This is a genomic window from Pseudomonas sp. AC247 (assembly GCF_979258015.1).
This window is the reverse complement of the sequence record NZ_OZ409829.1, coordinates 384,928-407,503: the sequence shown is the minus strand read 5'-3', so window position 1 is coordinate 407,503 and position 22,576 is coordinate 384,928. Positions and strand designations below refer to the sequence as shown.

Genomic DNA, 22,576 nt, shown 5'->3' with positions numbered 1-22,576 from the left:
TGTAGGAGCTGCCGAAGGCTGCGATCTTTTGATCTTGCTTACATGCCTTTAACGGCAAAAATCCCGTTGGCGTTGCGCCAGTAGCCTTTGTAGTCCATGCCGTAACCGAAGATGTAGCGGTCGATGCACGGCAGGCCGACGAAATCGGCTTTCAGGTCAGGACGCGCCTTGCGGTCGTGATCCTTGTCGATCAGCACGGCGGTGTGCACTTTGCGCGCGCCGGCGTGTTTGCAGAAGTCGATGATCGCGCCCAGGGTGTGACCTTCGTCGAGGATGTCGTCGATGATCAGCACGTCGCGGTCGATGAACGAGACTTCCGGCTTGGCTTTCCAGAACAGGTCGCCGCCGCTGGTTTCGTTGCGATAACGGGTCGCGTGCAGGTAGGACGCTTCCAGCGGGAATTGCAGATGCGTCAGCAGTTTGCCGGAGAAGATCAGGCCGCCGTTCATCACGCAGAACACCACAGGGTTGCTGTCAGCCAGTTGTTCGTTGATTTGTGCACCGACACGGGCGATGGCCGCCTCGACTTCAGCTTCGGTGTACAGGCAGTCAGCCTCTCGCATGATTTGACGGATATGCTCGAGATCAGCGGACATGGCGCTCTCCAGGGGGGAATGTGGGGGGGTATGGCTGCGAAAAGCGGGCAAAGGTACGCATCTCGGGGGGCCGAATCAAGCCTTTATGGACTAACGTACAGAATGTCCTATAGGACATCACCCTCGGATAGATTAATCTAGGCCGGTTTTTTTGCCCGCCGCCGGAGTTTTTCCATGCCCATCCTCGAGATCCGCCATCCGCTGATCCGTCATAAACTCGGCCTGATGCGCCGCGCCGATATCAGCACCAAGAACTTCCGTGAGCTTGCTCAGGAAGTCGGCGCCCTGTTGACCTATGAAGCTACAAAAGATTTGCCGCTGGAGTCCTACGATATTGCAGGCTGGTGCGGCACCGTGTCGGTCGAGAAGATCGCCGGCAAGAAGATCACCGTCGTGCCGATCCTGCGCGCCGGCATCGGCATGCTCGAAGGCGTGCTGAGCCTGATCCCGGGTGCCAAGGTTTCCGCTGTGGGTGTCGCCCGTAACGAAGAAACCCTGCAAGCGCACACCTATCTGGAAAAACTGGTTCCGGAAATCGACGAACGGTTGGCGATGATCATCGACCCGATGCTCGCCACCGGCAGCTCGATGGTTGCGACCATCGACCTGTTGAAAAAGGCTGGCTGCAAAGACATCCGCGCGATGGTGCTGGTTGCCGCGCCGGAAGGCATTGCCGCAGTAGAAAAAGCTCACCCGGACGTGACCATCTACACCGCGTCCATCGATGAGCGCTTGAACGAGCACGGTTACATCATCCCTGGACTTGGCGACGCCGGTGACAAGATCTTCGGCACCAAGCAGAAGGACGCGTAACCATGCAGCAAGAGTTCAACGATCCGCTCTGGCGCACGGTGCTGTCCGGCGCCCAGATGCTGTTCGTGGCTTTCGGCGCCCTGGTGCTGATGCCGCTGATCACGGGCCTGGACCCGAACGTGGCACTGTTTACCGCAGGTCTGGGGACGATTCTGTTCCAGATCGTCACCGGGCGTCAGGTGCCGGTGTTTCTGGCGTCGAGCTTCGCTTTCATCACTCCGATCATTCTCGCCAAGGGCCAGTTCGGCCTCGCCGCGACCATGGGCGGCGTGATGGCGGCCGGTTTCGTCTACACCTTCCTGGGCCTGGCCGTGAAGATCAAAGGCACCGGCTTCATTGACCGTTTGCTGCCGCCGGTAGTGATTGGCCCGGTGATCATCTCTATCGGCCTGGCCATGGCGCCGATTGCCGCGAACATGGCGATGGGCAAGGCTGGCGACGGTTCGGAACTGATCCACTACCAGACCGCAATGCTGATCTCGATGCCGGCGCTGCTGACCACGTTGATCGTGGCGGTGTTCGGTAAAGGCATCTTCCGTCTGGTGCCGATCATCTCCGGTGTACTGGTCGGTTTTGCCATGTCGTTCTATTTCGGCGTGGTCGACACCGCGAAGATTGCCGCTGCGCCCTGGTTTGCGATTCCGCACTTCACCGCGCCGGAATTTAACTGGCAGGCGATCCTGTTCATCGTTCCGGTGGCATTGGCTCCGGCCATCGAGCACATCGGCGGCGTGATTGCCGTGGGTAGCGTGACCGGTCGTGATTACCTGAAGAAGCCAGGCCTGCACCGCACCCTGCTCGGTGACGGCATTGCCACCACCGCCGCCGGCCTGTTCGGCGGCCCGCCAAACACCACCTACGCCGAAGTGACTGGCGCAGTGATGCTGACCAAAAACTACAATCCGAAAATCATGACCTGGGCGGCGGTTTTCGCCATCACCCTGGCGTTCATCGGCAAGTTCGGTGCACTGCTGCAAAGCATTCCGGTGCCGGTGATGGGCGGGATTCTGTGCCTGCTGTTCGGCTCGATCGCGGCGGTGGGCATGAACACCCTGATCCGTCACAAGATCGATTTGGGCGAAGCACGCAATCTGGTGATTGTCTCGGTGACGCTGGTGTTCGGGATTGGCGGTGTGCTGGTCGGCACCGGTACCGGCCCGGACGACTTCGGCCTCAAAGGCATCGCGCTGTGCGCGGTGGTGGCGATTGCGCTGAACCTGATCCTGCCGGGCAATGACGGCTGGAAGAACAAGAAGGCGGATGAGCCGCTGATCTAGAGATCGGCTCATACCCTGTGTGATCGTCCCCACGCTCTGCGTGGGAATGCAGCCCGTGACGCTCCGCGTCACTGGACGCAGAGCGTCCCTAGAGGCATTCCCACGCGGAGCGTGGGAACGATCATCACAACGCCAGCGGCGCTCGTTCGCAGAGAGTCGCCAAAGCTTTCGCCCAATGCGTGTCATCATTCAGGCACGGCACCAAAACCAACTCCTCGCCCCCCGCTTCGCGGAACTGCTCCTTGCCGCGATCACCAATTTCTTCCAGCGTTTCGATGCAGTCGGCAACAAACGCCGGGCACATCACCAGCAACTTCTTCACGCCGCTTTTACCCAGTTCATCCAGCCGCGCTTCGGTGTACGGTTCGATCCACTTCGCCCGCCCCAGACGCGACTGAAACGACACCGACCATTTGCCATCCGGCAGGCCCATGCGCTCGGCAAACAATGCCGCCGTGCGCAGGCATTGCGCGCGATAACAGGTCGCCATGACCGCCGGCGAGGCGTTCTTGCAGCAGTCGTCATTCTTGAAGCAATGATTGCCGGTCGGATCAAGCTTGGTCAGATGCCGCTCAGGCAAACCGTGAAAACTCAGCAACAGGTGATCGTAATTCTGCTGCAAATGCGGCTTGGCGCTTTCCACCAGCGCATCCAGATATTCCGGCTGATCGTAGAACGGCTGCAGCACCGACAATTTCACCTCGAGCTTCTTCTCGCGGATCACTCGCTTGGCTTCTTCGATCACCGTGGTCGTGGTGCTGTCGGCGAACTGTGGATAAAGCGGCGCCAGCGTGATGCGCTTATGCCCCGCCGCGACCAGTTTCAGCAGGCAGGTTTCAATCGACGGTTCGCCGTAACGCATCGCCAGTTCTACCGGGCCTTGAGTCCACTGCGCCTTCATCTGCTGTTGCAGACGACGGCTGAGCACCACCAGCGGCGAGCCCTCCTCCCACCAGATCGACGCATAGGCGTGGGCCGACTGCTCCGGGCGTTTGATCAGGATCAGCGACACCAGCAGACGCCGCACCGGCCAGGGCAGGTCGATCACGTATGGGTCCATCAGGAACTGATTGAGGTAGCTGCGCACGTCGGCCACAGAGGTTGAGGCCGGGGAACCCAGGTTGACCAGAAGCAAAGCGTGATCGGTCATGCAACGTCCTATTTCAGAGGCGGCTGGAGAGATCATCCAGGGCCGCGCGTAAATCCGTGAACTGGAAAGTGAAACCCGCTTCCAGCAAGCGTGCCGGCGTAGCCTTCTGGCCGCCGAGCAACAACAAAGACATCTCGCCGAGGCCGACTTTCAGTGCCAGCGTCGGCATCGGCATGAACGCCGGGCGGTGTAAAACGCTGCCCAGCGTCTTGGCAAATTCGCGATTGCGCACAGGTTTTGGCGCGCACGCATTATAAGGACCACTGGCCTCATCGCGATGCAGAAGAAAATCAATCAGGGCGATTTGGTCGTTGATATGAATCCACGGCATCCATTGCCGGCCATTGCCCAAAGGCCCACCCAGACCCAGCTTGAACGGCAGCAATAACCGCGACAAAAAGCCGCCCTCGGCCGACAGCACCAACCCGGTTCGCACCAGCACCACACGGATGCCCTGCGCTTCGGCACGTTGCGCGGTTTCTTCCCAGGCGATGCACAACTGACTGGCGAAATCGTCGATCACCGGCGGCGATTCTTCCGTCAGTTCGCGTTCACCGCCATCGCCGTACCAGCCGATCGCTGAACCGGAAATCAGCAACGCCGGTTTCTGTGATCGGGTTTCCAGCCATGCCAGCAAGGATTCCGTCAGGGTGATGCGGCTGCTCCACAGCAACGCCTTGCGGCGATGGGTCCACGGCCGATCGGCAATCGGTGCACCAGCAAGGTTGATGATCGCGTCCAGCGGTTCTTCGCCAATGTCTTCGAGACGCGCAATGCCACGCACCTGCGCACCGCAGATCTTCGCAACCTTCTCCGGTTTGCGACTCCACACCGTCAAGCGATGGCCCTGCCCCGACCAGTGCCGGCAGAGCTGACGTCCGATCAAACCAGTACCGCCGGTCAGCAATATGTGCATGACATCTTCCTCGCGTGGCGTTTAACCCGGATCACTAGTCTATTTTTAAAAGCAGGGATCTTTTCTATCGGGCAGGCTCTATTGTTTAACCATAGGCCAAGCTGTCAGAACGAGAACGCTAGAAGTTATACCAGAAAACAAAATTGTACAGGTTTCAATCACGGCGTAGTCTGTACAGAAAGGTAAACGAGGCCCCTATGACTGTACCTATCGCAATCATCGGCACCGGCATCGCCGGACTCTCCGCCGCCCAGGCTCTGACAGAGGCCGGGCATACCGTGCAACTGTTCGATAAAAGCCGTGGCAGCGGCGGGCGCATGTCGAGCAAACGCAGCGACGCCGGCTCGCTGGACCTGGGCGCGCAGTACTTCACCGCCCGCGACCGCCGCTTCGTCACCGAGGTACAGCGTTGGCAAAGCCAGGGCTGGGTCGCCGAGTGGACGCCGCAGCTCTATACCTATCAGGGCGGGCAACTGAACCTGTCGCCGGACGAGCAGACCCGTTGGGTCGGCGCGCCGCGCATGAGCGCCATCACCCGTGGCTTGCTTGACGGTCTGGAAGTGCATTTCGCCTGCCGCATCACCGAGGTTTTCCGGGGTGAACAGCACTGGCATTTGCAAGATGCCGAGGGCTTCACGCACGGCCCTTTCAGCCATGTGGTGATCGCCACGCCAGCGCCACAGGCCACTGCTTTGTTGGCCGCTGCGCCGAAACTCGCCGGCGCCGCTGCCGGAGTAAAAATGGACCCGACCTGGGCCGTCGCCCTCGCCTTCGATACGCCTTTGGATACACCGATCGAAGGCTGCTTTGTGCAAGACAGCCCGCTCGACTGGCTGGCGCGCAACCGCAGCAAACCGGGGCGCGACAACACCCTCGACACCTGGGTACTGCATGCGACCAGCGCGTGGAGCCGGCAACACATCGACCTGTCCAAGGAAGCGGTGATCGAGCAACTGCACGGCGCTTTCGCTGAACTGCTGCACAGCGCGATGCCGGCACCGAGCTTCAGCCTCGCCCATCGCTGGCTCTATGCCCGCCCGGCGACGGGTCATGAATGGGGCACGCTGGCCGATGCCGATCTGGGCTTGTACGCCTGCGGCGACTGGTGCCTGTCGGGGCGCGTGGAGGGTGCATGGCTGAGTGGTCAGGAGGCTGCGCGTCGCCTGCACGAACACCTGCAATGAACCGCATCAACCCGCGCAAATTGCTGCTGTCGAAATGGACAGCAGCCCACCCGCAGAACCGTGAAAAACACTTTCTGGTGACCGAGCTGTTCCGAGATGAGGAAGGCACGGTGCTGGAAATCGAGTTACAAGCGGTGCTGACCAAACGCGTTGAACGCCTCGATTGGCAAGCGCTACAAAACAGCACTCACTGGAAAATCGGTTGGCTCATGTAGGAGCTGCCGAAGGCTGCGATCTTTTGATCTTGTGGTTGTAAAAGCAAAATCAAAAGATCGCAGCCTTCGGCAGCTCCTACAGAAAGTTGTACAAACAATTTGACTTGTACACCTTTGAATCTATGCTAAGCCAATGTTGTACAGAGATTGATCTCTGTACAGGTTTAGATTCGAGGTGCTTATGCTCGCCCTTCCCGCCGCCAAACCGAAAATCGCCATCAGCGCCTGCCTGATGGGTGCCGAGGTGCGCTACAACGGCGGACACAAGGAATCACGCCTGTGCAGCCGCACCCTCACTGAATATTTCGATTTCACCCCGGTCTGCCCGGAAGTCGCCATCGGCCTCGGCATTCCCCGCGAGCCGATCCGCCTCGTCGGTGATCCCGACAATCCTGAAGCCATCGGCACAGTGAATCCGGCGATCAACGTCACCCAGCCACTGGCGGCGTACGGCGAGCAAATGGCCGCCGAACTCGAGGGCATCTGCGGTTACATCTTCATGCAGCAATCGCCGTCCTGCGGGCTGGAACGGGTCAAGGTCTACCACGCCAACGGCGCGCCGGTGAATGGCGGCGGACGCGGCATTTATGCCCAGGCCTTCTGCGCACAGCATCCGGATTTGCCGGTGGAAGAAGCCGGGCGCCTCAACGATCCGGTGCTGCGGGAAAACTTCATCACCCGCGTCTTCGCCTACAGTGCCTGGCAGCAAGTCCTCGCCGACGGCCTCAGCCGACGCGCGCTGACTGAATTCCACTCGCGCTACAAATACCAGCTGATGGCGCACAACCCGCTGCAATACAAAGCACTGGGCAAACTACTGGGCAACATGGCCGACAGCGATCCGGCCGAACTCGGCCCGCGTTATTTCAGCGAGTTGATGGCGGCGCTGAAAAAATGCGCCACGCGCGGCACTCATTGCAACGTGCTGCTGCACATCAGTGGATATCTGAAGCAAGTGATCAGCGCCGAAGACAAACAGGAAATGGTCCACGTCATCGGCCAGTACCGCCTCGGCATCGTGCCGCTGGTGGTGCCGTTGACGCTGCTCAAGCATCACTTTCGCCAACACCCCGATCCGTACATCGCGCAACAGGTTTACCTGCAGCCGCACCCGGAAAACCTCAGCCTGCGAAACGCCATCTGATGAACGACAAACCCGATTCCAGCGCCCAGGAAGACCTCGGCGCCGACTTCAAGAAAGCCCTCGACGAAGGCTGGCTGCCGATCCGCGAAGTTGCGCGACAGACCGGCGTCAACGCGATCACCCTGCGCGCGTGGGAGCGACGTTATGGATTGGTCATCCCGCAACGCACACCCAAGGGACATCGGCTGTATTCGGCCGAACATGTGCAACGGATTCTGACCATCCTGACCTGGCTCAACCGTGGCGTCGCGGTCAGTCAGGTCAAGCCGCTGCTCGACACCCCGCAAGCCTTCACGCCCACCGAGGAGAACGATTGGCACCCGCTGCGCCAGACGTTGCTGGCGGCGGTCATCCAGCTCAACGAACGCAACCTCGACGACAGCGTCAATCAAGCGATGGCGCTCTACCCGCCGCGCACCTTGTGCGAGCAGTTGCTGCTGCCGCTGCTGGCCGACCTCGAACAGCGTTGGCAGGGCCAATTTGGTGCACAGATGGAGCGCGTGTTCTTTTTTTCCTGGTTACGCAGCAAATTCGGCGCGCGCATCTACCATAACAATCGTCAGTTACACGCCGCGCCCTTGCTGTTGATCAACCATTCCGACCTGTCACTGGAACCTCATCTGTGGCTATGCGCGTGGCTGATCAGCAGCGCCGATTGCCCGGTGCAAGTCTTCGACTGGCCGTTACCGGCCGGCGAATTGGCGCTGGCGGTCGAACACCTGCAGGCTCGTGGCGTACTGCTGTATTCCAGCAAAGCCATGAACCTGGCGCAGCTCCCCAAGCTACTGAACGGAGTCAGTTGTCCAAAAATGATTGTCGGACCAACGGTGTGCATCCACCACGCCGAGTTGTCCGTAAAAACTTCCGAGATCACTGATGTGTACCTGGCTGAAGATCCGCTCTCGGCGCACCAGGCACTCGTTCAGTGTGGGCTGATTTAATGATGGATTTAATCTCATGCAATTGATCTGGCTGCGCAGCGACTTGCGCCAACACGACAACACCGCCCTCGCGGCCGCCGCAGCCCGCGGCCCGACCGTGGCCGTGTACTTGTTGAGCCCGCAGCAATGGCTGGATCACGACGATGCCGCATGCAAGGTCGACTTCTGGCTGCGCAATCTCAAAGAACTGAGCCAAAGCCTCGACGCGCTGAACATTCCCTTGTTGATTCGCACCGCCACTCATTGGGATCACGCCCCGGCGGAACTGCTCAAACTGTGCCGCGAACTGCAGGTCGAAGCGGTTCACGTCAATGAAGAATATGGCGTGCACGAAAGCCGTCGCGATGCTGCAGTGGCTGAAACCCTGCGGGCCGAGGGCATTGAGTTTCACAGCTACCTCGATCAGTTGCTGTTCAAACCTGGCACCGTGCTGACCAAGACCGACACTTACTTCAAGGTCTTCAGCCAGTTCAGAAAGGTCTGTTACGAACGCCTGCACCGCTCGATGCCGGCGCTGGTCAAGGCGCCGGGCAAGCAGGCAAAACTCAAGATCGACAGCGACCCGATACCTGATTCGGTCAAAGGCTTCGCCACCCCGAGCGAATCCCTCCAAGCGCTTTGGCCGGCGGGTGAAAAAGAAGCGCGGCGCCGCCTCGACACCTTCGCTGACGCGCAAATCGATTACTACAAAAGCGAACGCGACTTCCCGGCCAAACCCGGCACCAGTCAACTCTCCGCCTATCTGGCGGCGGGCGTGATCTCGCCACGCCAATGCCTGCACGCCGCGCTGCAAAGCAATCAGGGCGAGTTCGAAAGCGGCAAGGTCGGTGCGGTCACCTGGATCAATGAGCTGCTGTGGCGCGAGTTCTACAAACACATTCTGGTTGGTTATCCGCGGGTCTCGCGTCACCGTGCCTTTCGCCCGGAAACCGAGGCGCTGGCCTGGCGTGATGCGCCAGAGGAGCTTGCCGCCTGGCAAGAAGCGCGCACCGGCCTGCCGATCATCGACGCGGCGATGCGCCAATTGCTCGAAACCGGCTGGATGCACAACCGTCTGCGCATGGTCGTGGCAATGTTCCTGACCAAAAACCTGTTGATCGACTGGCGCGAAGGCGAACGCTTTTTCATGCGCCATCTGATCGACGGCGACCTGGCGGCGAACAACGGTGGCTGGCAATGGAGTTCATCGACCGGCACCGACTCCGCGCCGTACTTCCGGATTTTCAACCCGCTGAGCCAGTCGGAGAAATTCGACAGCGAAGGCCTGTTCATCAAGCACTGGTTACCGGAACTGGCCGGGCTGAACAAAAAGCAAATCCACAACCCGGCGAGCCTCGGCGGGCTGTTTGGCGTCGCCGATTATCCGTCGCCCATCGTCAACCTCAGCGCCTCACGCGAGCGCGCACTGGCCGCCTTCAAGAGCCTGCCATCGCGCACGGTAATGGAGGGCGATGATGAGTGAGTTCCTGCGCCGCTTCGCCCAACAATTCTGCGAGTTGAACAAAGACAACCTGCACCGCCTGGGCGAGCTGTACAGCGATGACATTCATTTCACCGACCCATTGCACGAAGTGCAGGGACTGAAGCAACTGCACAATTATTTCAGCGAGCTGTACGCCAATGTCAGCGAGTTGCGTTTTGATTTTCATGGCTTCGATCAGATCGGCGACGGCGAAGGTTATCTGCGCTGGGTCATGAGTTATCGCCACCCGCGTCTGGCGGGTGGCCAGGTGATTCGCGTCAGCGGCTGCTCGCATCTGCTCTGGCGCGACAAGGTTTATCGCCACCGGGATTACTTCGATGCCGGGGCGCTGTTGTATGAGCATTTACCCGTATTGGGCCGGGTGATCGCCTGGCTAAAAAGGAGAATGGGATGAGTCGTACACCTCCACGGCGTTATTGGTTGACCGGGGCCAGCAGTGGCATCGGCGCGGCGCTGGCTGAAGAAATTTTGAAAACCGGTGCGCACCTGGCAGTGAGTTCTCGCCAGATCGCCCCGCTCAAGGTCTTGTCGCAGCGCTATCCCGGCCAGGTGCTGGTGGTGCCGGGGGATTTGACCAACAGCCGGACCGTGCGCGAAATCGGTGAACAGATCGCCGAGATCTGGGGCTCGCTGGACTCGGTGATTCTCAATGCCGGCACCTGTGAATATGTCGACGCCAAGCAATTCGATGCCTCGATCATCGAGCACGTGGTGCGCACCAATTTGCTCGCCAGCAGCTACTGTATCGAAGCTGCCCTGCCCTTGTTGCGCAAAGGCACCGCGCCGCACCTGATCGGCGTCGCCAGTTCGGTGACCTACCTGCCGCTGCCGCGAGCCGAAGCCTATGGCGCATCGAAAGCCGGGCTGCGTTACCTGTTCGAATCGCTGCGCATCGACCTGGCGGACGAAGGCATTGAAGTCACCGTGGTCAGCCCCGGTTTCGTCGAAACGCCGCTGACCGCCAAGAACGATTTTCCGATGCCGCTCAGTTGGCCTGTGGATAAAGCCGCGCGGCATATCTTCACCAAACTCAAGGACCGTCCGCTGGAAATCGCCTTTCCGGCCTTGTTCATGGCCGCGCTGTGGCCGTTGTCGAAACTCCCCGCCAGGCTGCAACTGGCGATCGGCAAGCGCATGGTGCGCAAGTCGCCGCCGCTGCGGGATCCAGCATGAAAATCGCCATCGTCGGCAGCGGGATCGCCGGGCTCACCTGCGCCTACCTGCTCAATCGTCGACATGACGTGCACGTGTTCGAGGCCAGCGACTGGGTCGGTGGCCACACGCATACGGTGGAGGTGACGGTCGACGCCCAGCAGTACGCGGTGGACACCGGGTTCATCGTGTTCAACGACTGGACCTACCCGAATTTCATCCGTTTGCTCGGCCAACTCGGCGTGGCGTTCAAACCGACTGAAATGAGTTTCTCGGTGAGCGATCCGGACACCGGCCTGGAATACAACGGCAACAACCTCAACAGCCTGTTCGCCCAGCGCAGCAATCTGTTGTCGCCGGGGTTCTGGGGCATGTTGCGCGACATTCTGCGCTTCAATAAAGAAGCCCAGCGCGACCTCGCCGAATTGCGCATCGCCAGCGACATGACCCTCGACGACTACCTGAAAGCAGGCAACTACGGCGAGCGTTTTATCCTGCATTACATCGTGCCGATGGGCGCGGCGATCTGGTCGATGCCGATGGCCGAGATGCTCAAATTCCCGCTGCAGTTCTTCGTGCGCTTCTTCAAGAACCACGGGCTGTTGTCGGTCAGTGATCGTCCACAATGGCAGGTCATCGAAGGCGGTTCCAGCGCCTACGTGGCGCCGCTGAGCGCTTCGTTCAAAGACAAGATCCGCCTCAGTTGCCCGGTGACGCGCGTCGATCGCGATGAGCACGGCGTGGTTATCCACAGCCCGGCCGGCCTTGAGCATTTCGACAAAGTGGTGTTCGCCTGCCACAGCGATCAGGCGCTGCAATTGCTCGCCAGCCCCAGCGATGCCGAACGCGAAATCCTCGGCGCCCTGCCCTACGCCGATAACGAAGTGGTGCTGCACACCGACACACGCCTGCTGCCGACACGCAAACTGGCGTGGGCCAGCTGGAACTATCGCCTCGGTGGCCCCGGCCATACTCACGCCGCAGTCACTTACGACATGAACATTCTGCAAGGCATTCAGAGCGATACCACGTTCTGCGTCAGCCTCAATCAGAGTGCCGGCATCAGCCCGTTCAAAGTGCTCGCTAAATACACCTACGCCCACCCGCAATACAGCCTCGCGGCGGTGGCGGCACAGCATCGCTGGACGGAACTGGACGGTGCGCAACACACGCATTATTGCGGCGCCTATTGGGCCAACGGTTTCCATGAAGACGGCGTGGTCAGCGCCTTGCGCGTGGCCTCGGCGTTCGGGGAAACCTTATGAACAGCGCCCTGTACGGCGGCTGGATCGGCCATCGGCGCTTTTCGCCGCGCCAGCATGCATTCCGCTACCAGATCGGCTTGCTCTATCTCGACCTGAGCGAGCAGGACGCGGTGCTGGCGTTATCGCCGCTGGCGGGGCGCAGCCGCTTTGCGCCGTTTTCTTTTCGCGAGACCGATTACCTGAAGACCTTTACCAGTCGCGGCGTAAGCCTGATCGATGCCGTGCGCCAGTTGGTCGGCGCGGCCATCGGCCGCGAACCACAGGGCTCAGTCTGCCTGCTGACCCAGGCGCGCAGTTGGGGCTTGTCGTTCAATCCGGTGAGTTTTTTCTATTGCCACGAAGCCGACGGGCAACTGGCGGCAATTGTCTGTGAAGTCACCAACACGCCATGGCGCGAGCGTTATCACTACGTGTTGCCGGCGCGCGCACCGGTCAGCCGGCAAGATCTGCATCAACATTTTGCGGTGGCCAAGGCGTTTCACGTGTCACCGTTTTTGCCGCGTGATCTCGAATACCGCATGAGTTTCAGCCCCGCCGCACAAACCCTCGGCGTGCACATGGCCGACTGGCAGGGCGAGGACAAACTGTTCGACGCGACGCTCAATCTGCAACGCGAAAGCCTCGACCGTCACAGCTTGCATCGTTACTTGCGGCGCTTCCCGTGGATGACCGCGAAAACCGCTCTAGCGATTTACTGGCAAGCGCTACGGCTGCTGCTCAAACGCGCACCGATCTTTGCTCATCAGGCTGCCAACGGCAGCTTTAAAACCGCCACTGTGCCTCCCAAGGAGCACCGCCATGAAATCCTCTAGCCTGTCGGTCAGTCGGCTCAGCACTAACGGTTTGACCGGATCGCTGCTGCGCCGTGGCGTATTGCGCCAATTGGGTCAGCTCAAACACGGGCAGTTGCTGGTGGTCGAGGATGGCGAACGCTTGATGTTCGGCACGCCGGGCAGTGCATTGCTCGGGGAAATCCATGTACTGGATTCGGCTGTCTGGGGCATGGTCGCCAGCAATGGCTCGATCGGCGCGGGCGAGGCGTTTATTCACGGTTACTGGAGTTCGCCGGACCTGACGGCGGTGGTGCGCGTGTTCGTCAGCAACCTCGACGTGCTCGATGCAATGGAGGGTGGCCTGGCCCGTCTCAGCCGGCCGTTGGTGCAAGGCCTGCACTGGCTCAACCGCAACACGCGCAAGGGTTCGCAGAAAAACATCGCCGCGCACTACGACCTTGGCAACGATCTGTTCGAGCAATTTCTCGACCCGACCATGATGTATTCGGCGGCGCAGTTCCTCTCCCCCGAAGACACCCTGGAACAGGCGCAGTTGAACAAACTCGAGCGCATCTGCCAGAAGCTCGCGCTCAAGCCCAGCGACCATTTGCTGGAGATCGGCACGGGCTGGGGCAGCATGGCGCTTTACGCCGCGCAGAATTACGGTTGCCGCGTGACCACCACGACACTGTCGAAAGAGCAGTACGCCTTCACCGCCCAGCGTATCGAACAACTGGGTTTGCAGGATCAAGTGACGCTGCTGCTGGAGGACTACCGCGACCTCACCGGCGAGTACGACAAACTGGTGTCGATCGAAATGATCGAAGCGGTCGGCCATCGCTTCCTGCCGACCTACTTCAAACAGTGCGCGCACCTGCTCAAGAGCAACGGTTTGATGCTGATCCAGGCGATCACCATCCGCGAGCAGCGCTACGAACAGGCCAAACGCGGCGTCGATTTCATTCAACGCTACATCTTCCCCGGCGGCGCCCTGCCCTGTGTACAGAAGATGCTCGAAGTGGTCAGCCGCGACACCGACATGAACCTGCTGCACATGGAAGATTTCGGCCTGCATTACGCCAGGACCCTGCGCCTGTGGCACGAGAACTTTCGCCGTGCCCATGGTCGTTTGACCGAGTTGGGTTACGACGATTATTTCCTGCGATTGTGGGAGTTTTACCTGTGCTACTGCGAAGGAGGATTTCTCGAACGCACCATCGGCACCGCGCAATTGCTGCTGGCCAAACCTGCCGCGATGACTGCGCCACTGCTTGGCCGCTTCGATGCTTGAGCGTGTTGCCAATGCCGTGCTGTTCCAGATCGGCTGGCTGACCTGCGTAATTGGCGGGAACAGTTTGTGGTTGTTGCTGGCGCTGGCGGTACTGGTGGTGCATTTGAGCTGGATCAGCAGTTGGGCGGCTGAAGGGCGTTTGATTCTTTGCGTAGTGATTGTCGGCACGGCGGTGGATAGCGTTTTGCGTGCGGTAGGAGTGTTTGAGTTTCAGGATCAATCGCCACTGATTCCGTTGTGGCTGATGCTGCTGTGGGCGTTGCTCGCAACCACCTTGCGTCATTGTCTGCAATGGAGTGGCCGGCCCTGGTGGCTGGCAAGTGGGTTGGGCGCGGTCGGTGGCGCGTTGTCGTATTACGGCGGCGGGCACTTGGCCGGGGTGCAATTTCCCTTCGGCGAACTGCCCACTTTGATCGGTATCGGCCTGCTCTGGGCACTGCTGTTTCCGCTGTTGCACACAATGGCTCGGCGTTTGGCGCACTGAGCGTCTGTCAGACCTTTCACACGCACCTCGGCGACTGCCTTACACTGGCGCCATGAAAACCATTCCCCACCAGCAAATCAACGAGCCTGCCGTCACCTGCTCAACCTGCGCGGCGTGCTGCTGCCAGCTCGAAGTGATGCTGATCACCGACACCGGCGTGCCTGATCGCTTTATCGATACCGATGAGTGGGGCGGCGAAGTGATGTTGCGTCTGGACGACGGCTGGTGCGCGGCGCTGGATCGCGACACGATGATGTGCACGATTTACGAAAAACGCCCGCTGATCTGCCGCGAATTCGAAATGGGCGCGCCCGAGTGCATCGACGAACGCCAAGGGATTACCACGGCTTACCGCTGATCCCAAAAACAAAAGATCGCAGCCTTCGGCAGCTCCTACATGGGATTGTGTTTCACCTGTAGGAGCTGCCGAAGGCTGCGATCTTTTGATCGTGCTTACAACGGCATGGTGTAGTGCAGCGCGTAGCTTTCTACGCCGTCGTTACTGCTGGCCAGGCCGGCGTTGGAATAGTGCGTCGCACGGATTCCGACTTCATGTCCGCCGTTGAAACGCAGACCAAAACCGAGACGGTCTTCGAACTGGAATGAGCCGCCAATGTTGTTGGATTCGTACTTGGTGTTGGAGAACGCGGCGACACCGATCCCCGCTTCGATATACGGTTTGACCGACTGACCGGCAAACTCGTAAACAAACACCGGAGAGAACGACAGGCTGTTGTTGCTGGAGGTCTTGTCACCTTCCCAATAGGTATAGGCGCCGCTCCAGTAACCGGTCAGGCGACCGACGTCACTCTGTAGCCAGCTCTTGTCCCAATCAAAATTCATCCCCAGGCGGTAGGTCATGGTCGAATCGCTGGTGGCCCCCACTGCGAATTCAACGCCTGCGGCTTGTGCGGTAATGCTTTGCCCCATTAGTGCGGCCGCAATCGCGGCCAAGCAGAATAGTCGCTTCACTTTGAAACTTCCTTTTCCGGAACGATCGTTTGGTTTTTAAGGTGATTCAACGCTATAGAAATCTGCGCTTCAACAGAAGTTCAGCCTATTTCCATGTTTGTTTCACATTATTTTTACAAATCGAAGGATTGCACGCTGCCAGACGAATGCCACAGCACAGGAAGGACTTTTCTGAAATGACCCGGATCGGCGCTGGTCCAGAACTTCGCCGCTTGACTTGGCCCTTCGGCGAGTAGCTCGCGGTCGATCAGCAAGCGCTGCAGTTGCCGCGCCACGGCGGCGCCGGTGTCGATCAAACTGATGTCCGCAGGGATCATCGACTTGAGCATCGGTTTGAGAAAAGGATAGTGGGTGCAGCCGAGAATGATCGTGTCGCAACCGCTGGCCAACAGCGGATCGACATAACTTTGCAGCAGCGTGCGCAACGCAGCGCTGTGCAGATCGCCGCTTTCAATCAACTCGACCAGCCCGGGGCAAGGTTGGGTGATCACGCGCACATCGGTGGCGAAGCGATCGAGCAACGCGGCAAACTTGGCGCTCTGTAACGTGCCGGTGGTGGCGAGTACGCCGACCACACCGCTGCGGGTCGCGGCAGCCGCCGGTTTGACCGCAGGCTCCATGCCGACCAGCGGCCAATCGGGAAAATCACGCCGCAGATCGGCGACACCGGCAACGGTCGCGGTATTGCAGGCCAACACCAACGCCTTGGCGCCCTGCTCGCGGAAAAAACCGGCCATCACGCTACAACGCTGACGAATGAATTCCGGGGTTTTCTCGCCGTAGGGAATGTGCCCGCAATCGGCGACGTACAGCAGCGATTCATTGGGCAGCAAGCGCTGGATTTCTGCCAGGACCGACAAGCCGCCGACCCCGGAATCGAACACGCCGATCGGCGCTTCACGCATGGCGCGAGCCACAGACGCTGCAACCCGGATCACGCTTGACGCGCAGCTCACGGAAACGCGAGCCCAGTGCATCGATCAGCAACAGACGGCCTACCAGCGGTTCGCCGAAACCGACCAGCACCTTCAACGCTTCCAACGCCTGAAGGCTGCCGACCAGACCCACCAGAGGCCCGACCACACCTGCTTCGCTGCAGGTCAGTTCGGCTTCGCTGCCGTGGCCGTACAAGCAGTGATAGCACGGGCTCTCGTCGCGGCGCGGGTCGAACACCGATAGTTGCCCTTCAAGGCGAATCGCCGCACCGCTGACCAGCGGTTTGCGCGCCGCCACACATGCAGCGTTGACCGCCTCGCGGGTGGAAAAATTATCCGAGCAGTCGAGCACCAGATCCACCGCTGCCACGGCGGCGGCGAGGGAATCCTCGTCCAGTGCCTGACGATGCGCGATCAACTGGACCTCCGGATTGATCGCGCTCAGACGCTTGAGCGCCGAGTCGACCTTGCTCATGCCGACGCTGTCGGTGTCGTGAATGATCTGCCGCTGCAGGTTGGTCAGATCGACTGTGTCGAAATCCGCCAGATGCAACTCACCGATACCGGCCGCCGCCAGATACAACGCCACCGGCGCGCCGAGCCCGCCGAGGCCGACGATCAGCACGCGACTGTCCTTGAGCTTCAACTGACCATCGATGTCAATGTGTTGCAGCAGAATCTGCCGGCTGTAGCGCAGCAATTCCTGATCATTCAGCACGGCAGGCGCCCCAGACTGATGCGTTGATGGCCGCCCAGATCGGTGCGGCTGTGGACTTCTTCAAAGCCGCGCGTTAGCAACAGATCACGCACGGCTTCGGCTTGATCATAGCCGTGTTCGAGCATCAGCCAGCCACCGGCCTGCAGATGCTCCGGGGCTTGCGCGACGATCAAGCGCAGATCATCGAGGCCGTCTTCACCGGCGACCAAGGCGCTGGCCGGTTCGAAGCGCACATCGCCTTCGACCAGATGCGGATCGGCGGCGGCAATGTACGGCGGGTTGCTGATGATCAACTGAAAACGCTGACCTTCCAACGCGCTGAACCAATGGCTGCTCAGTACCGTGGCGTTGTTCAAATGCAGGCGCTGGCGATTGCGTTCGGCGAGGGCCACGGCTTCGAGCACACGATCCACGGCAGTGACTTTCCACGCCGGACGCTCGCTGGCCAACGCCAGGGCAATCGCGCCGCTACCGGTGCCGAGATCGAGCACTGTGGCCGGAGTCGCGGGGAGCAATTCCAGCGCCGCTTCCACCAGCAATTCAGTGTCCGGACGCGGGATCAGCGTGTGCGGCGCGACTTCCAGATCGAGTTTCCAGAAACCCTGCTGCCCGAGAATGTAGGCCACCGGTTCGCCGCCACGGCGACGTTGCAGATACTCGGCAAAGGTCAGCGCCGCGTCACTCGGCACGATGCGCTCGGGCCAGGTGTGCAGAAAGCTGCGCGACTTGCCCAGTGCGGCGGCCAGAAGCAATTCGGCGTCCAGACGCGCGGTGGGCGAGTCCGGCAGTTCGGCGGCGCGCAACAGGCTGGCAATGATGGTCATTTATTCACCTATCGCGGCGAGTTGGTCAGCCTGGTATTCGGCCAGTAACGGCTCGATCACCGCTTCAACGCCACCGGCGAGAATTTCATCAAGGGAATACAGGGTCAGGTTGACGCGATGGTCGGTGACCCGGCCCTGAGCAAAGTTGTAGGTGCGGATGCGCTCGGAACGGTCGCCGGAACCGACCAGCAACTTTCGCTCGCTGGCGATGGCATTGGCCGCCGCTGCGGTTTGCTGATCGTTGAGTTTTGCCGACAGCCAGGCCATCGCCCGGGCACGGTTCTTGTGCTGGGAACGTTCTTCCTGACACTCGACGACGGTGCCGGTCGGGATGTGCGTGATGCGGATCGCCGAATCGGTGGTGTTGACGTGCTGACCACCGGCCCCGGAAGAGCGGAACGTGTCGACGCGCAAATCCGCCGGGTTGATCTCGATGGCCTCGCGCTCGTCGGGCTCGGGCAACACCGCCACGGTGCAGGCCGAGGTGTGGATACGGCCCTGGGATTCGGTGGCGGGTACACGCTGAACGCGGTGCGCGCCGGATTCGAATTTCAGTTTGCCGTAAACGTTGTCGCCTTCGATGCGCGCGATGACTTCTTTATAGCCACCGTGTTCGCCTTCGTTTTCCGAAAGGATCTCCACACGCCAGCCACGACGTTCGGCGTAACGCGAGTACATGCGGAACAGGTCGCCGGAGAAGATCGCCGCCTCATCGCCACCGGTGCCGGCGCGAATTTCGAGGAAGACGTTGCGACCGTCATTCGGATCCTTCGGCAGCAACATACGCTGCAGATCGGCTTCCAGGGTGATCAGCGATTCTTTGGCTTCGCGGACTTCTTCCACGGCCATTTCACGCATGTCCGGGTCATTGTCCTTGAGCAGCGCCTGCGCGCTTTCCAGATCGCTTTGTACGCTGAGCAGCTTTTTATAGCCTTGTACGACCGGCTCGATTTCGGCGTATTCCTTGGAATAGGCGCGGAATTTGCTCTGATCGGCAATGACTTCACCGTCGCCGAGCAGCGCGGTCAGTTCCTCGAAACGGTCCTGGAGGATGTCCAGCTTATTGTGCAGTGACGCTTTCATTGCGGTTTTTTATCCGAAAAGCTATCCGGTGAGCCCTCAAGGGCAAAGAGTTCCTGGGCCATGGCCAGCGCATCGAGGCGGCCTTCGGCAGAAAGCTTTTTCAGTTGCACGCTGGGCGCATGCAACAGTTTATTGGTCAGGCCACGGGCCAGTTGCCCGAGCACGTCTTCGGCGTTGCCGCCATTGGCCAGCAGGCGCAGGGCTTTTTGCAGCTCTTCGTCGCGCAGGCGTTCGCTCTGTTGACGATAGGCCTTGAGCACATCGACCGCCGCCAGCTCGCGCAGGCGCACCATGAAATCATCGGCGCCTACCGACACCATCTCTTCAGCGGCTTGCGCTGCGCCCTGACGGCTCTTGAGATTTTCGGCGACCACTTCGTGCAGATCGTCGACGCTGTAGAGGTAAACGTCGTCCAACTCGCCGACTTCTGGCTCGATATCACGGGGAACGGCGATGTCGACCATGAAGATCGGCTTGTGCTTGCGCAGCTTCAGTGCACTTTCTACCGCGCCCTTACCGAGAATCGGCAACTGACTGGCAGTCGAACTGATCACGATATCGCTGCGCACCAGTTCTGCCGGGATGTCCGACAGCAACACCGCGTGAGCACCGAATTGTTCGGCGAGCAGACTGGCGCGCTCCAGCGTGCGGTTGGCGACGACGATGCGCTTCACACCCAGCTCATGCAAATGGCGGGCGACCAGCGTGATGGTCTCGCCAGCGCCAATCAACAACGCCTGGCTGCGTTGCAAATCACTGAAAATCTGTTTGGCCAGGCTGACCGCAGCAAATGCCACGGACACCGGGTTTTCACCGATCGCCGTGTCGGTGCGCACTTGTTTGGCGGCATTGAACGTCGCCTGAAACAGTCGCCCCAGCAGCGGACCAATGGTGCCGGCCTCGCGGGCCACGGCGTAGGCCGATTTCATCTGGCCGAGAATCTGCGGCTCGCCCAACACCAGCGAGTCGAGCCCGGAGGCGACGCGCATCATGTGACGAACTGCCGCATCATCTTCATGCACATAAGCACTCGCGCGCAGCTCATCGAGGCTTAAATGATGGTAATCGGCCAGCCAGCGCAGCACGATATCCGCCGACAGCTGATCCTGTTCTATATAAAGCTCACTGCGATTGCAGGTCGAAAGGATCGCAGCTTCGCGGCTGTCGGTCAGTCGGCAGAGCTGCTGCAAGGCTTCCACCAGCTGCTCAGGCGTAAAGGCCACGCGCTCGCGGACGTCTACTGAAGCAGTCTTGTGGTTGATACCGAGTGCAAGGAAGGCCATTCAAAGTCGCTGATGGTGACGTGAAGCCGGCAATTGTCCTACTTCGCCAGATTCAGAACAACTATTGGATATCTATCGCCCTTATTGTATCCACCTTATGCTGCGATCCATTCTCGTTCATGTACACACCACCGTGTAGGAGCTGCCGAAGGCTGCGATCTTTTGATTGATCGTTCCCCCGCTCGGCGTGGGAATGCAGCCCGGGACGCTCCGCGTCTCAATCAACGTCAAAAGATCGCAGCCTGCGGCAGCTCCTACAGGGCGATCAGCGTAAATTGCCAGAGCGGTTATGTTTGGCCGAAGGCTTGTGTCATGATGATCCGACCGCAGGTTAGTCGTCCTCTTCCTATATGAATAGATCTTCCGCGTTGCTCCTTGCTTTTGTCTTCCTCAGCGGCTGTCAGGCCTTGGCACCCGTGTCGCCGGACGGTACACCGCCGGTCGAAGACACCACGCCCGTGCCTGAAAAGCCCAAGGTTTACAGCTCGTTCAGCGAGGAAACCGTTTTCAGCCTGTTGAGTGCCGAACTCGCCGGCCAGCGCAATCGTTTCGACATTGCCCTGGACAACTACGTGACTCAGGCGATCAATACGCAGGATCCGGGCGTCTCCGAGCGTGCATTCCGTATCGCCGAATATCTGGGCGCCGATCAACCGGCCCTCGATACCGCACTGATCTGGGCGAAAAACGCGCCGGACGACCTCGAAGCGCAACGCGCTGCTGCCGTGCAACTGGCGCGCGCGGGGCGTTACGACGACTCGATGGTCTATATGGAGAAAGTCCTGCAGGGCAAGGGCGATACCCACTTCGACTTCCTCGCCCTGTCAGCGGCCGACACCGACCAGGAAACCCGCAACGGTCTGATGAAAAGTTTCGACCGTCTGCTGCAGCGTCACCCGAACAACAGCCAACTGATTTTCGGTAAGGCGCTGCTCCTGCAGCAGGACGGCGACAATAAAGCGGCCCTGACCCTGCTCGAAGACCATCCGCCGGAAGAAGGCGAAATCGCCCCGATTCTGCTGCGCGCCCGTCTTCTGCAGATCATGAACCGCGGCGACGAAGCCCTGCCACTTCTGCAAAAAAGCATCAAGAAATACCCGGACGACAAGCGCCTGCGCCTGACTTACGCGCGCATGCTGGTTGAGCAAGACCGGATGGACGATGCCAAGGCAGAGTTTTCCAGCCTCGTTCAGCAATACCCGGAAGACGACGAACTGCGCTATTCGCTGGCATTGGTGTGTCTGGAAGCCAAAGCCTGGGACGAGGCCAAGGGTTATCTGGAAGACCTGATCGCCCGTGAAAGCCACGTCGATTCGGCGCACCTGAACCTTGGTCGCATCGCCGAAGAGCGTAACGATCCGCAAGGCGCACTCATCGAGTACGCCCAGGTCGGCCCCGGCAACGACTATCTGCCGGCGCAATTGCGTCAGGCCGATATCCTGATGAACAACGGCAAGACCGCTGAAGCACAAAGCAAACTCGCCGCCGAGCGTGACGAGCAACCGGACTACGCGATTCAGCTGTACCTGATCGAATCGGAAACCCTGTCGGCCAACAAACAGGACGACAAGGCCTGGAAAGTCTTGCAGCAAGCCTTGCTGCAATACCCGGACGATCTGAATCTGCTCTACACCCGGGCGATGCTCGCGGAAAAACGCAACGACTTGGCGCAGATGGAAAAAGACCTGCGCCTGATCATCAAGCGTGATCCGGACAACGCCATGGCGCTGAACGCTTTGGGTTACACCTTGTCCGACCGCACCACCCGCTACGCTGAAGCCAAGGCGCTGATCGAGCAGGCGCACCAGATCAATCCGGAAGACCCGGCCGTACTCGACAGCCTCGGCTGGGTGAATTACCGCATGGGCAATCTGGATGACGCCGAGAAATACCTGCGTCAGGCGCTGGAGCGTTTCCCTGACCACGAAGTCGCCGCTCACCTGGGCGAAGTGCTGTGGACCAAGGGCAATCAGCGTGAAGCCAAACAAATCTGGGGCAAATTCCTCAAGGATCAGCCCGACAGCACCATTCTGCGCAGCACCATCAAGCGCCTGACCGGATCCGAGACTCTTTAACT

Annotated in this window: 24 protein-coding genes; 15 read left to right on the top strand and 9 right to left on the bottom strand. The window is 60.0% G+C overall.

Annotated features, from left to right (window positions below; genetic code table 11):
• Positions 1 to 38 precede the first annotated feature (38 nt).
• Positions 39 to 596 (bottom strand): hypoxanthine-guanine phosphoribosyltransferase, encoded by a 558-nt coding sequence (locus ACZZ0B_RS01990; RefSeq protein ID WP_008086142.1) that lies wholly within the window; start codon positions 594 to 596, stop codon positions 39 to 41.
• 174 nt (positions 597 to 770) lie between these two features.
• Here ACZZ0B_RS01990 and upp point away from each other — a divergent pair, with 174 nt between their 5' ends.
• Positions 771 to 1,409, top strand: a complete 639-nt coding sequence (gene upp / locus ACZZ0B_RS01985; RefSeq protein ID WP_007912842.1) for a uracil phosphoribosyltransferase — start codon at positions 771 to 773, stop codon at positions 1,407 to 1,409.
• Between the two features lie 2 nt (positions 1,410 to 1,411).
• Positions 1,412 to 2,686, top strand: a complete 1,275-nt coding sequence (locus ACZZ0B_RS01980; RefSeq protein ID WP_008086144.1) for a uracil-xanthine permease family protein — start codon at positions 1,412 to 1,414, stop codon at positions 2,684 to 2,686.
• Positions 2,687 to 2,810: 124 nt separating this feature from the next.
• Here ACZZ0B_RS01980 and hemH read toward each other — a convergent pair whose 3' ends face one another.
• Both hemH and ACZZ0B_RS01970 read right to left on the bottom strand, forming a co-directional pair.
• Positions 2,811 to 3,836: a ferrochelatase gene (hemH, locus tag ACZZ0B_RS01975; protein WP_463544272.1), complete on the bottom strand. Its 1,026-nt coding sequence runs from the start codon at positions 3,834 to 3,836 to the stop codon at positions 2,811 to 2,813.
• A 13-nt stretch (positions 3,837 to 3,849) separates the two neighbouring features.
• On the bottom strand, positions 3,850 to 4,752 hold the full coding sequence (locus tag ACZZ0B_RS01970; protein ID WP_463544271.1) for a TIGR01777 family oxidoreductase: 903 nt from the start codon (positions 4,750 to 4,752) through the stop codon (positions 3,850 to 3,852).
• Between the two features lie 197 nt (positions 4,753 to 4,949).
• Here ACZZ0B_RS01970 and ACZZ0B_RS01965 point away from each other — a divergent pair, with 197 nt between their 5' ends.
• The 12 genes from ACZZ0B_RS01965 to ACZZ0B_RS01910 all read left to right on the top strand — a co-directional run bounded on the left by ACZZ0B_RS01965 (position 4,950) and on the right by ACZZ0B_RS01910 (position 15,042).
• Positions 4,950 to 5,936: an NAD(P)/FAD-dependent oxidoreductase gene (locus ACZZ0B_RS01965; protein ID WP_008086150.1), complete on the top strand. Its 987-nt coding sequence runs from the start codon at positions 4,950 to 4,952 to the stop codon at positions 5,934 to 5,936.
• Entirely contained in the window at positions 5,933 to 6,151 is a 219-nt protein-coding gene (locus ACZZ0B_RS01960; protein WP_008086152.1) for a TIGR02450 family Trp-rich protein, read from the top strand. Before ACZZ0B_RS01965 ends, ACZZ0B_RS01960 begins: the two co-directional genes overlap by 4 nt.
• Positions 6,152 to 6,332: 181 nt before the next feature.
• Positions 6,333 to 7,295 (top strand): YbgA family protein, encoded by a 963-nt coding sequence (locus ACZZ0B_RS01955; RefSeq protein WP_463544270.1) that lies wholly within the window; start codon positions 6,333 to 6,335, stop codon positions 7,293 to 7,295.
• A complete protein-coding gene (locus tag ACZZ0B_RS01950; protein ID WP_008086156.1) occupies positions 7,295 to 8,236 on the top strand; it encodes a MerR family transcriptional regulator in 942 nt (313 codons plus the stop codon). Before ACZZ0B_RS01955 ends, ACZZ0B_RS01950 begins: the two co-directional genes overlap by 1 nt.
• A 16-nt stretch (positions 8,237 to 8,252) precedes the next feature.
• Positions 8,253 to 9,698, top strand: coding sequence for a deoxyribodipyrimidine photo-lyase (gene phrB / locus ACZZ0B_RS01945; protein WP_463544269.1), 1,446 nt, complete (start codon positions 8,253 to 8,255; stop codon positions 9,696 to 9,698).
• Positions 9,691 to 10,113 carry a nuclear transport factor 2 family protein gene (locus ACZZ0B_RS01940; protein WP_463544268.1) on the top strand — a complete coding sequence of 141 codons (423 nt, stop codon included), beginning with the start codon at positions 9,691 to 9,693 and terminating at the stop codon, positions 10,111 to 10,113. The genes phrB and ACZZ0B_RS01940 overlap by 8 nt, the downstream gene beginning before the upstream one ends.
• On the top strand, positions 10,110 to 10,892 hold the full coding sequence (locus ACZZ0B_RS01935; RefSeq protein ID WP_463544267.1) for an SDR family NAD(P)-dependent oxidoreductase: 783 nt from the start codon (positions 10,110 to 10,112) through the stop codon (positions 10,890 to 10,892). Before ACZZ0B_RS01940 ends, ACZZ0B_RS01935 begins: the two co-directional genes overlap by 4 nt.
• A complete protein-coding gene (locus ACZZ0B_RS01930) occupies positions 10,889 to 12,136 on the top strand; it encodes an NAD(P)/FAD-dependent oxidoreductase (RefSeq protein WP_463544266.1) in 1,248 nt (415 codons plus the stop codon). The genes ACZZ0B_RS01935 and ACZZ0B_RS01930 overlap by 4 nt, the downstream gene beginning before the upstream one ends.
• Positions 12,133 to 12,948 (top strand): DUF1365 domain-containing protein, encoded by an 816-nt coding sequence (locus ACZZ0B_RS01925; protein WP_463544265.1) that lies wholly within the window; start codon positions 12,133 to 12,135, stop codon positions 12,946 to 12,948. The genes ACZZ0B_RS01930 and ACZZ0B_RS01925 overlap by 4 nt, the downstream gene beginning before the upstream one ends.
• Positions 12,935 to 14,200: a class I SAM-dependent methyltransferase gene (locus ACZZ0B_RS01920; RefSeq protein ID WP_463544264.1), complete on the top strand. Its 1,266-nt coding sequence runs from the start codon at positions 12,935 to 12,937 to the stop codon at positions 14,198 to 14,200. The genes ACZZ0B_RS01925 and ACZZ0B_RS01920 overlap by 14 nt, the downstream gene beginning before the upstream one ends.
• Positions 14,193 to 14,684, top strand: a complete 492-nt coding sequence (locus tag ACZZ0B_RS01915) for a DUF2878 domain-containing protein (RefSeq protein ID WP_463544263.1) — start codon at positions 14,193 to 14,195, stop codon at positions 14,682 to 14,684. The genes ACZZ0B_RS01920 and ACZZ0B_RS01915 overlap by 8 nt, the downstream gene beginning before the upstream one ends.
• A 52-nt stretch (positions 14,685 to 14,736) precedes the next feature.
• Entirely contained in the window at positions 14,737 to 15,042 is a 306-nt protein-coding gene (locus ACZZ0B_RS01910) for a YkgJ family cysteine cluster protein (protein WP_463544262.1), read from the top strand.
• A 95-nt stretch (positions 15,043 to 15,137) separates the two neighbouring features.
• Here ACZZ0B_RS01910 and ACZZ0B_RS01905 read toward each other — a convergent pair whose 3' ends face one another.
• The 6 genes from ACZZ0B_RS01905 to hemA all read right to left on the bottom strand — a co-directional run bounded on the left by ACZZ0B_RS01905 (position 15,138) and on the right by hemA (position 20,499).
• Entirely contained in the window at positions 15,138 to 15,656 is a 519-nt protein-coding gene (locus tag ACZZ0B_RS01905) for an acyloxyacyl hydrolase (protein WP_008086172.1), read from the bottom strand.
• A 113-nt stretch (positions 15,657 to 15,769) separates the two neighbouring features.
• Entirely contained in the window at positions 15,770 to 16,561 is a 792-nt protein-coding gene (gene murI, locus ACZZ0B_RS01900) for a glutamate racemase (protein ID WP_463544261.1), read from the bottom strand.
• The gene (locus tag ACZZ0B_RS01895; RefSeq protein WP_463544260.1) at positions 16,554 to 17,309 is read right to left on the bottom strand and encodes a molybdopterin-synthase adenylyltransferase MoeB; all 756 of its coding nucleotides are present in this window, start codon (positions 17,307 to 17,309) and stop codon (positions 16,554 to 16,556) included. The genes murI and ACZZ0B_RS01895 overlap by 8 nt, the downstream gene beginning before the upstream one ends.
• Positions 17,303 to 18,133, bottom strand: a complete 831-nt coding sequence (gene prmC / locus ACZZ0B_RS01890) for a peptide chain release factor N(5)-glutamine methyltransferase (protein ID WP_463544259.1) — start codon at positions 18,131 to 18,133, stop codon at positions 17,303 to 17,305. The genes ACZZ0B_RS01895 and prmC overlap by 7 nt, the downstream gene beginning before the upstream one ends.
• Complete coding sequence (gene prfA, locus ACZZ0B_RS01885; RefSeq protein WP_008086180.1) at positions 18,134 to 19,216, bottom strand: peptide chain release factor 1; 1,083 nt, start codon at positions 19,214 to 19,216, stop codon at positions 18,134 to 18,136.
• Positions 19,213 to 20,499 carry a glutamyl-tRNA reductase gene (gene hemA / locus ACZZ0B_RS01880; protein WP_007951716.1) on the bottom strand — a complete coding sequence of 429 codons (1,287 nt, stop codon included), beginning with the start codon at positions 20,497 to 20,499 and terminating at the stop codon, positions 19,213 to 19,215. Before hemA ends, prfA begins: the two co-directional genes overlap by 4 nt.
• Positions 20,500 to 20,849: 350 nt before the next feature.
• Between hemA and ACZZ0B_RS01875 the strand changes: the two genes are divergently transcribed.
• Positions 20,850 to 22,574: a tetratricopeptide repeat protein gene (locus ACZZ0B_RS01875; protein ID WP_008079556.1), complete on the top strand. Its 1,725-nt coding sequence runs from the start codon at positions 20,850 to 20,852 to the stop codon at positions 22,572 to 22,574.
• The last annotated feature ends 2 nt before the right edge of the window (positions 22,575 to 22,576 follow it).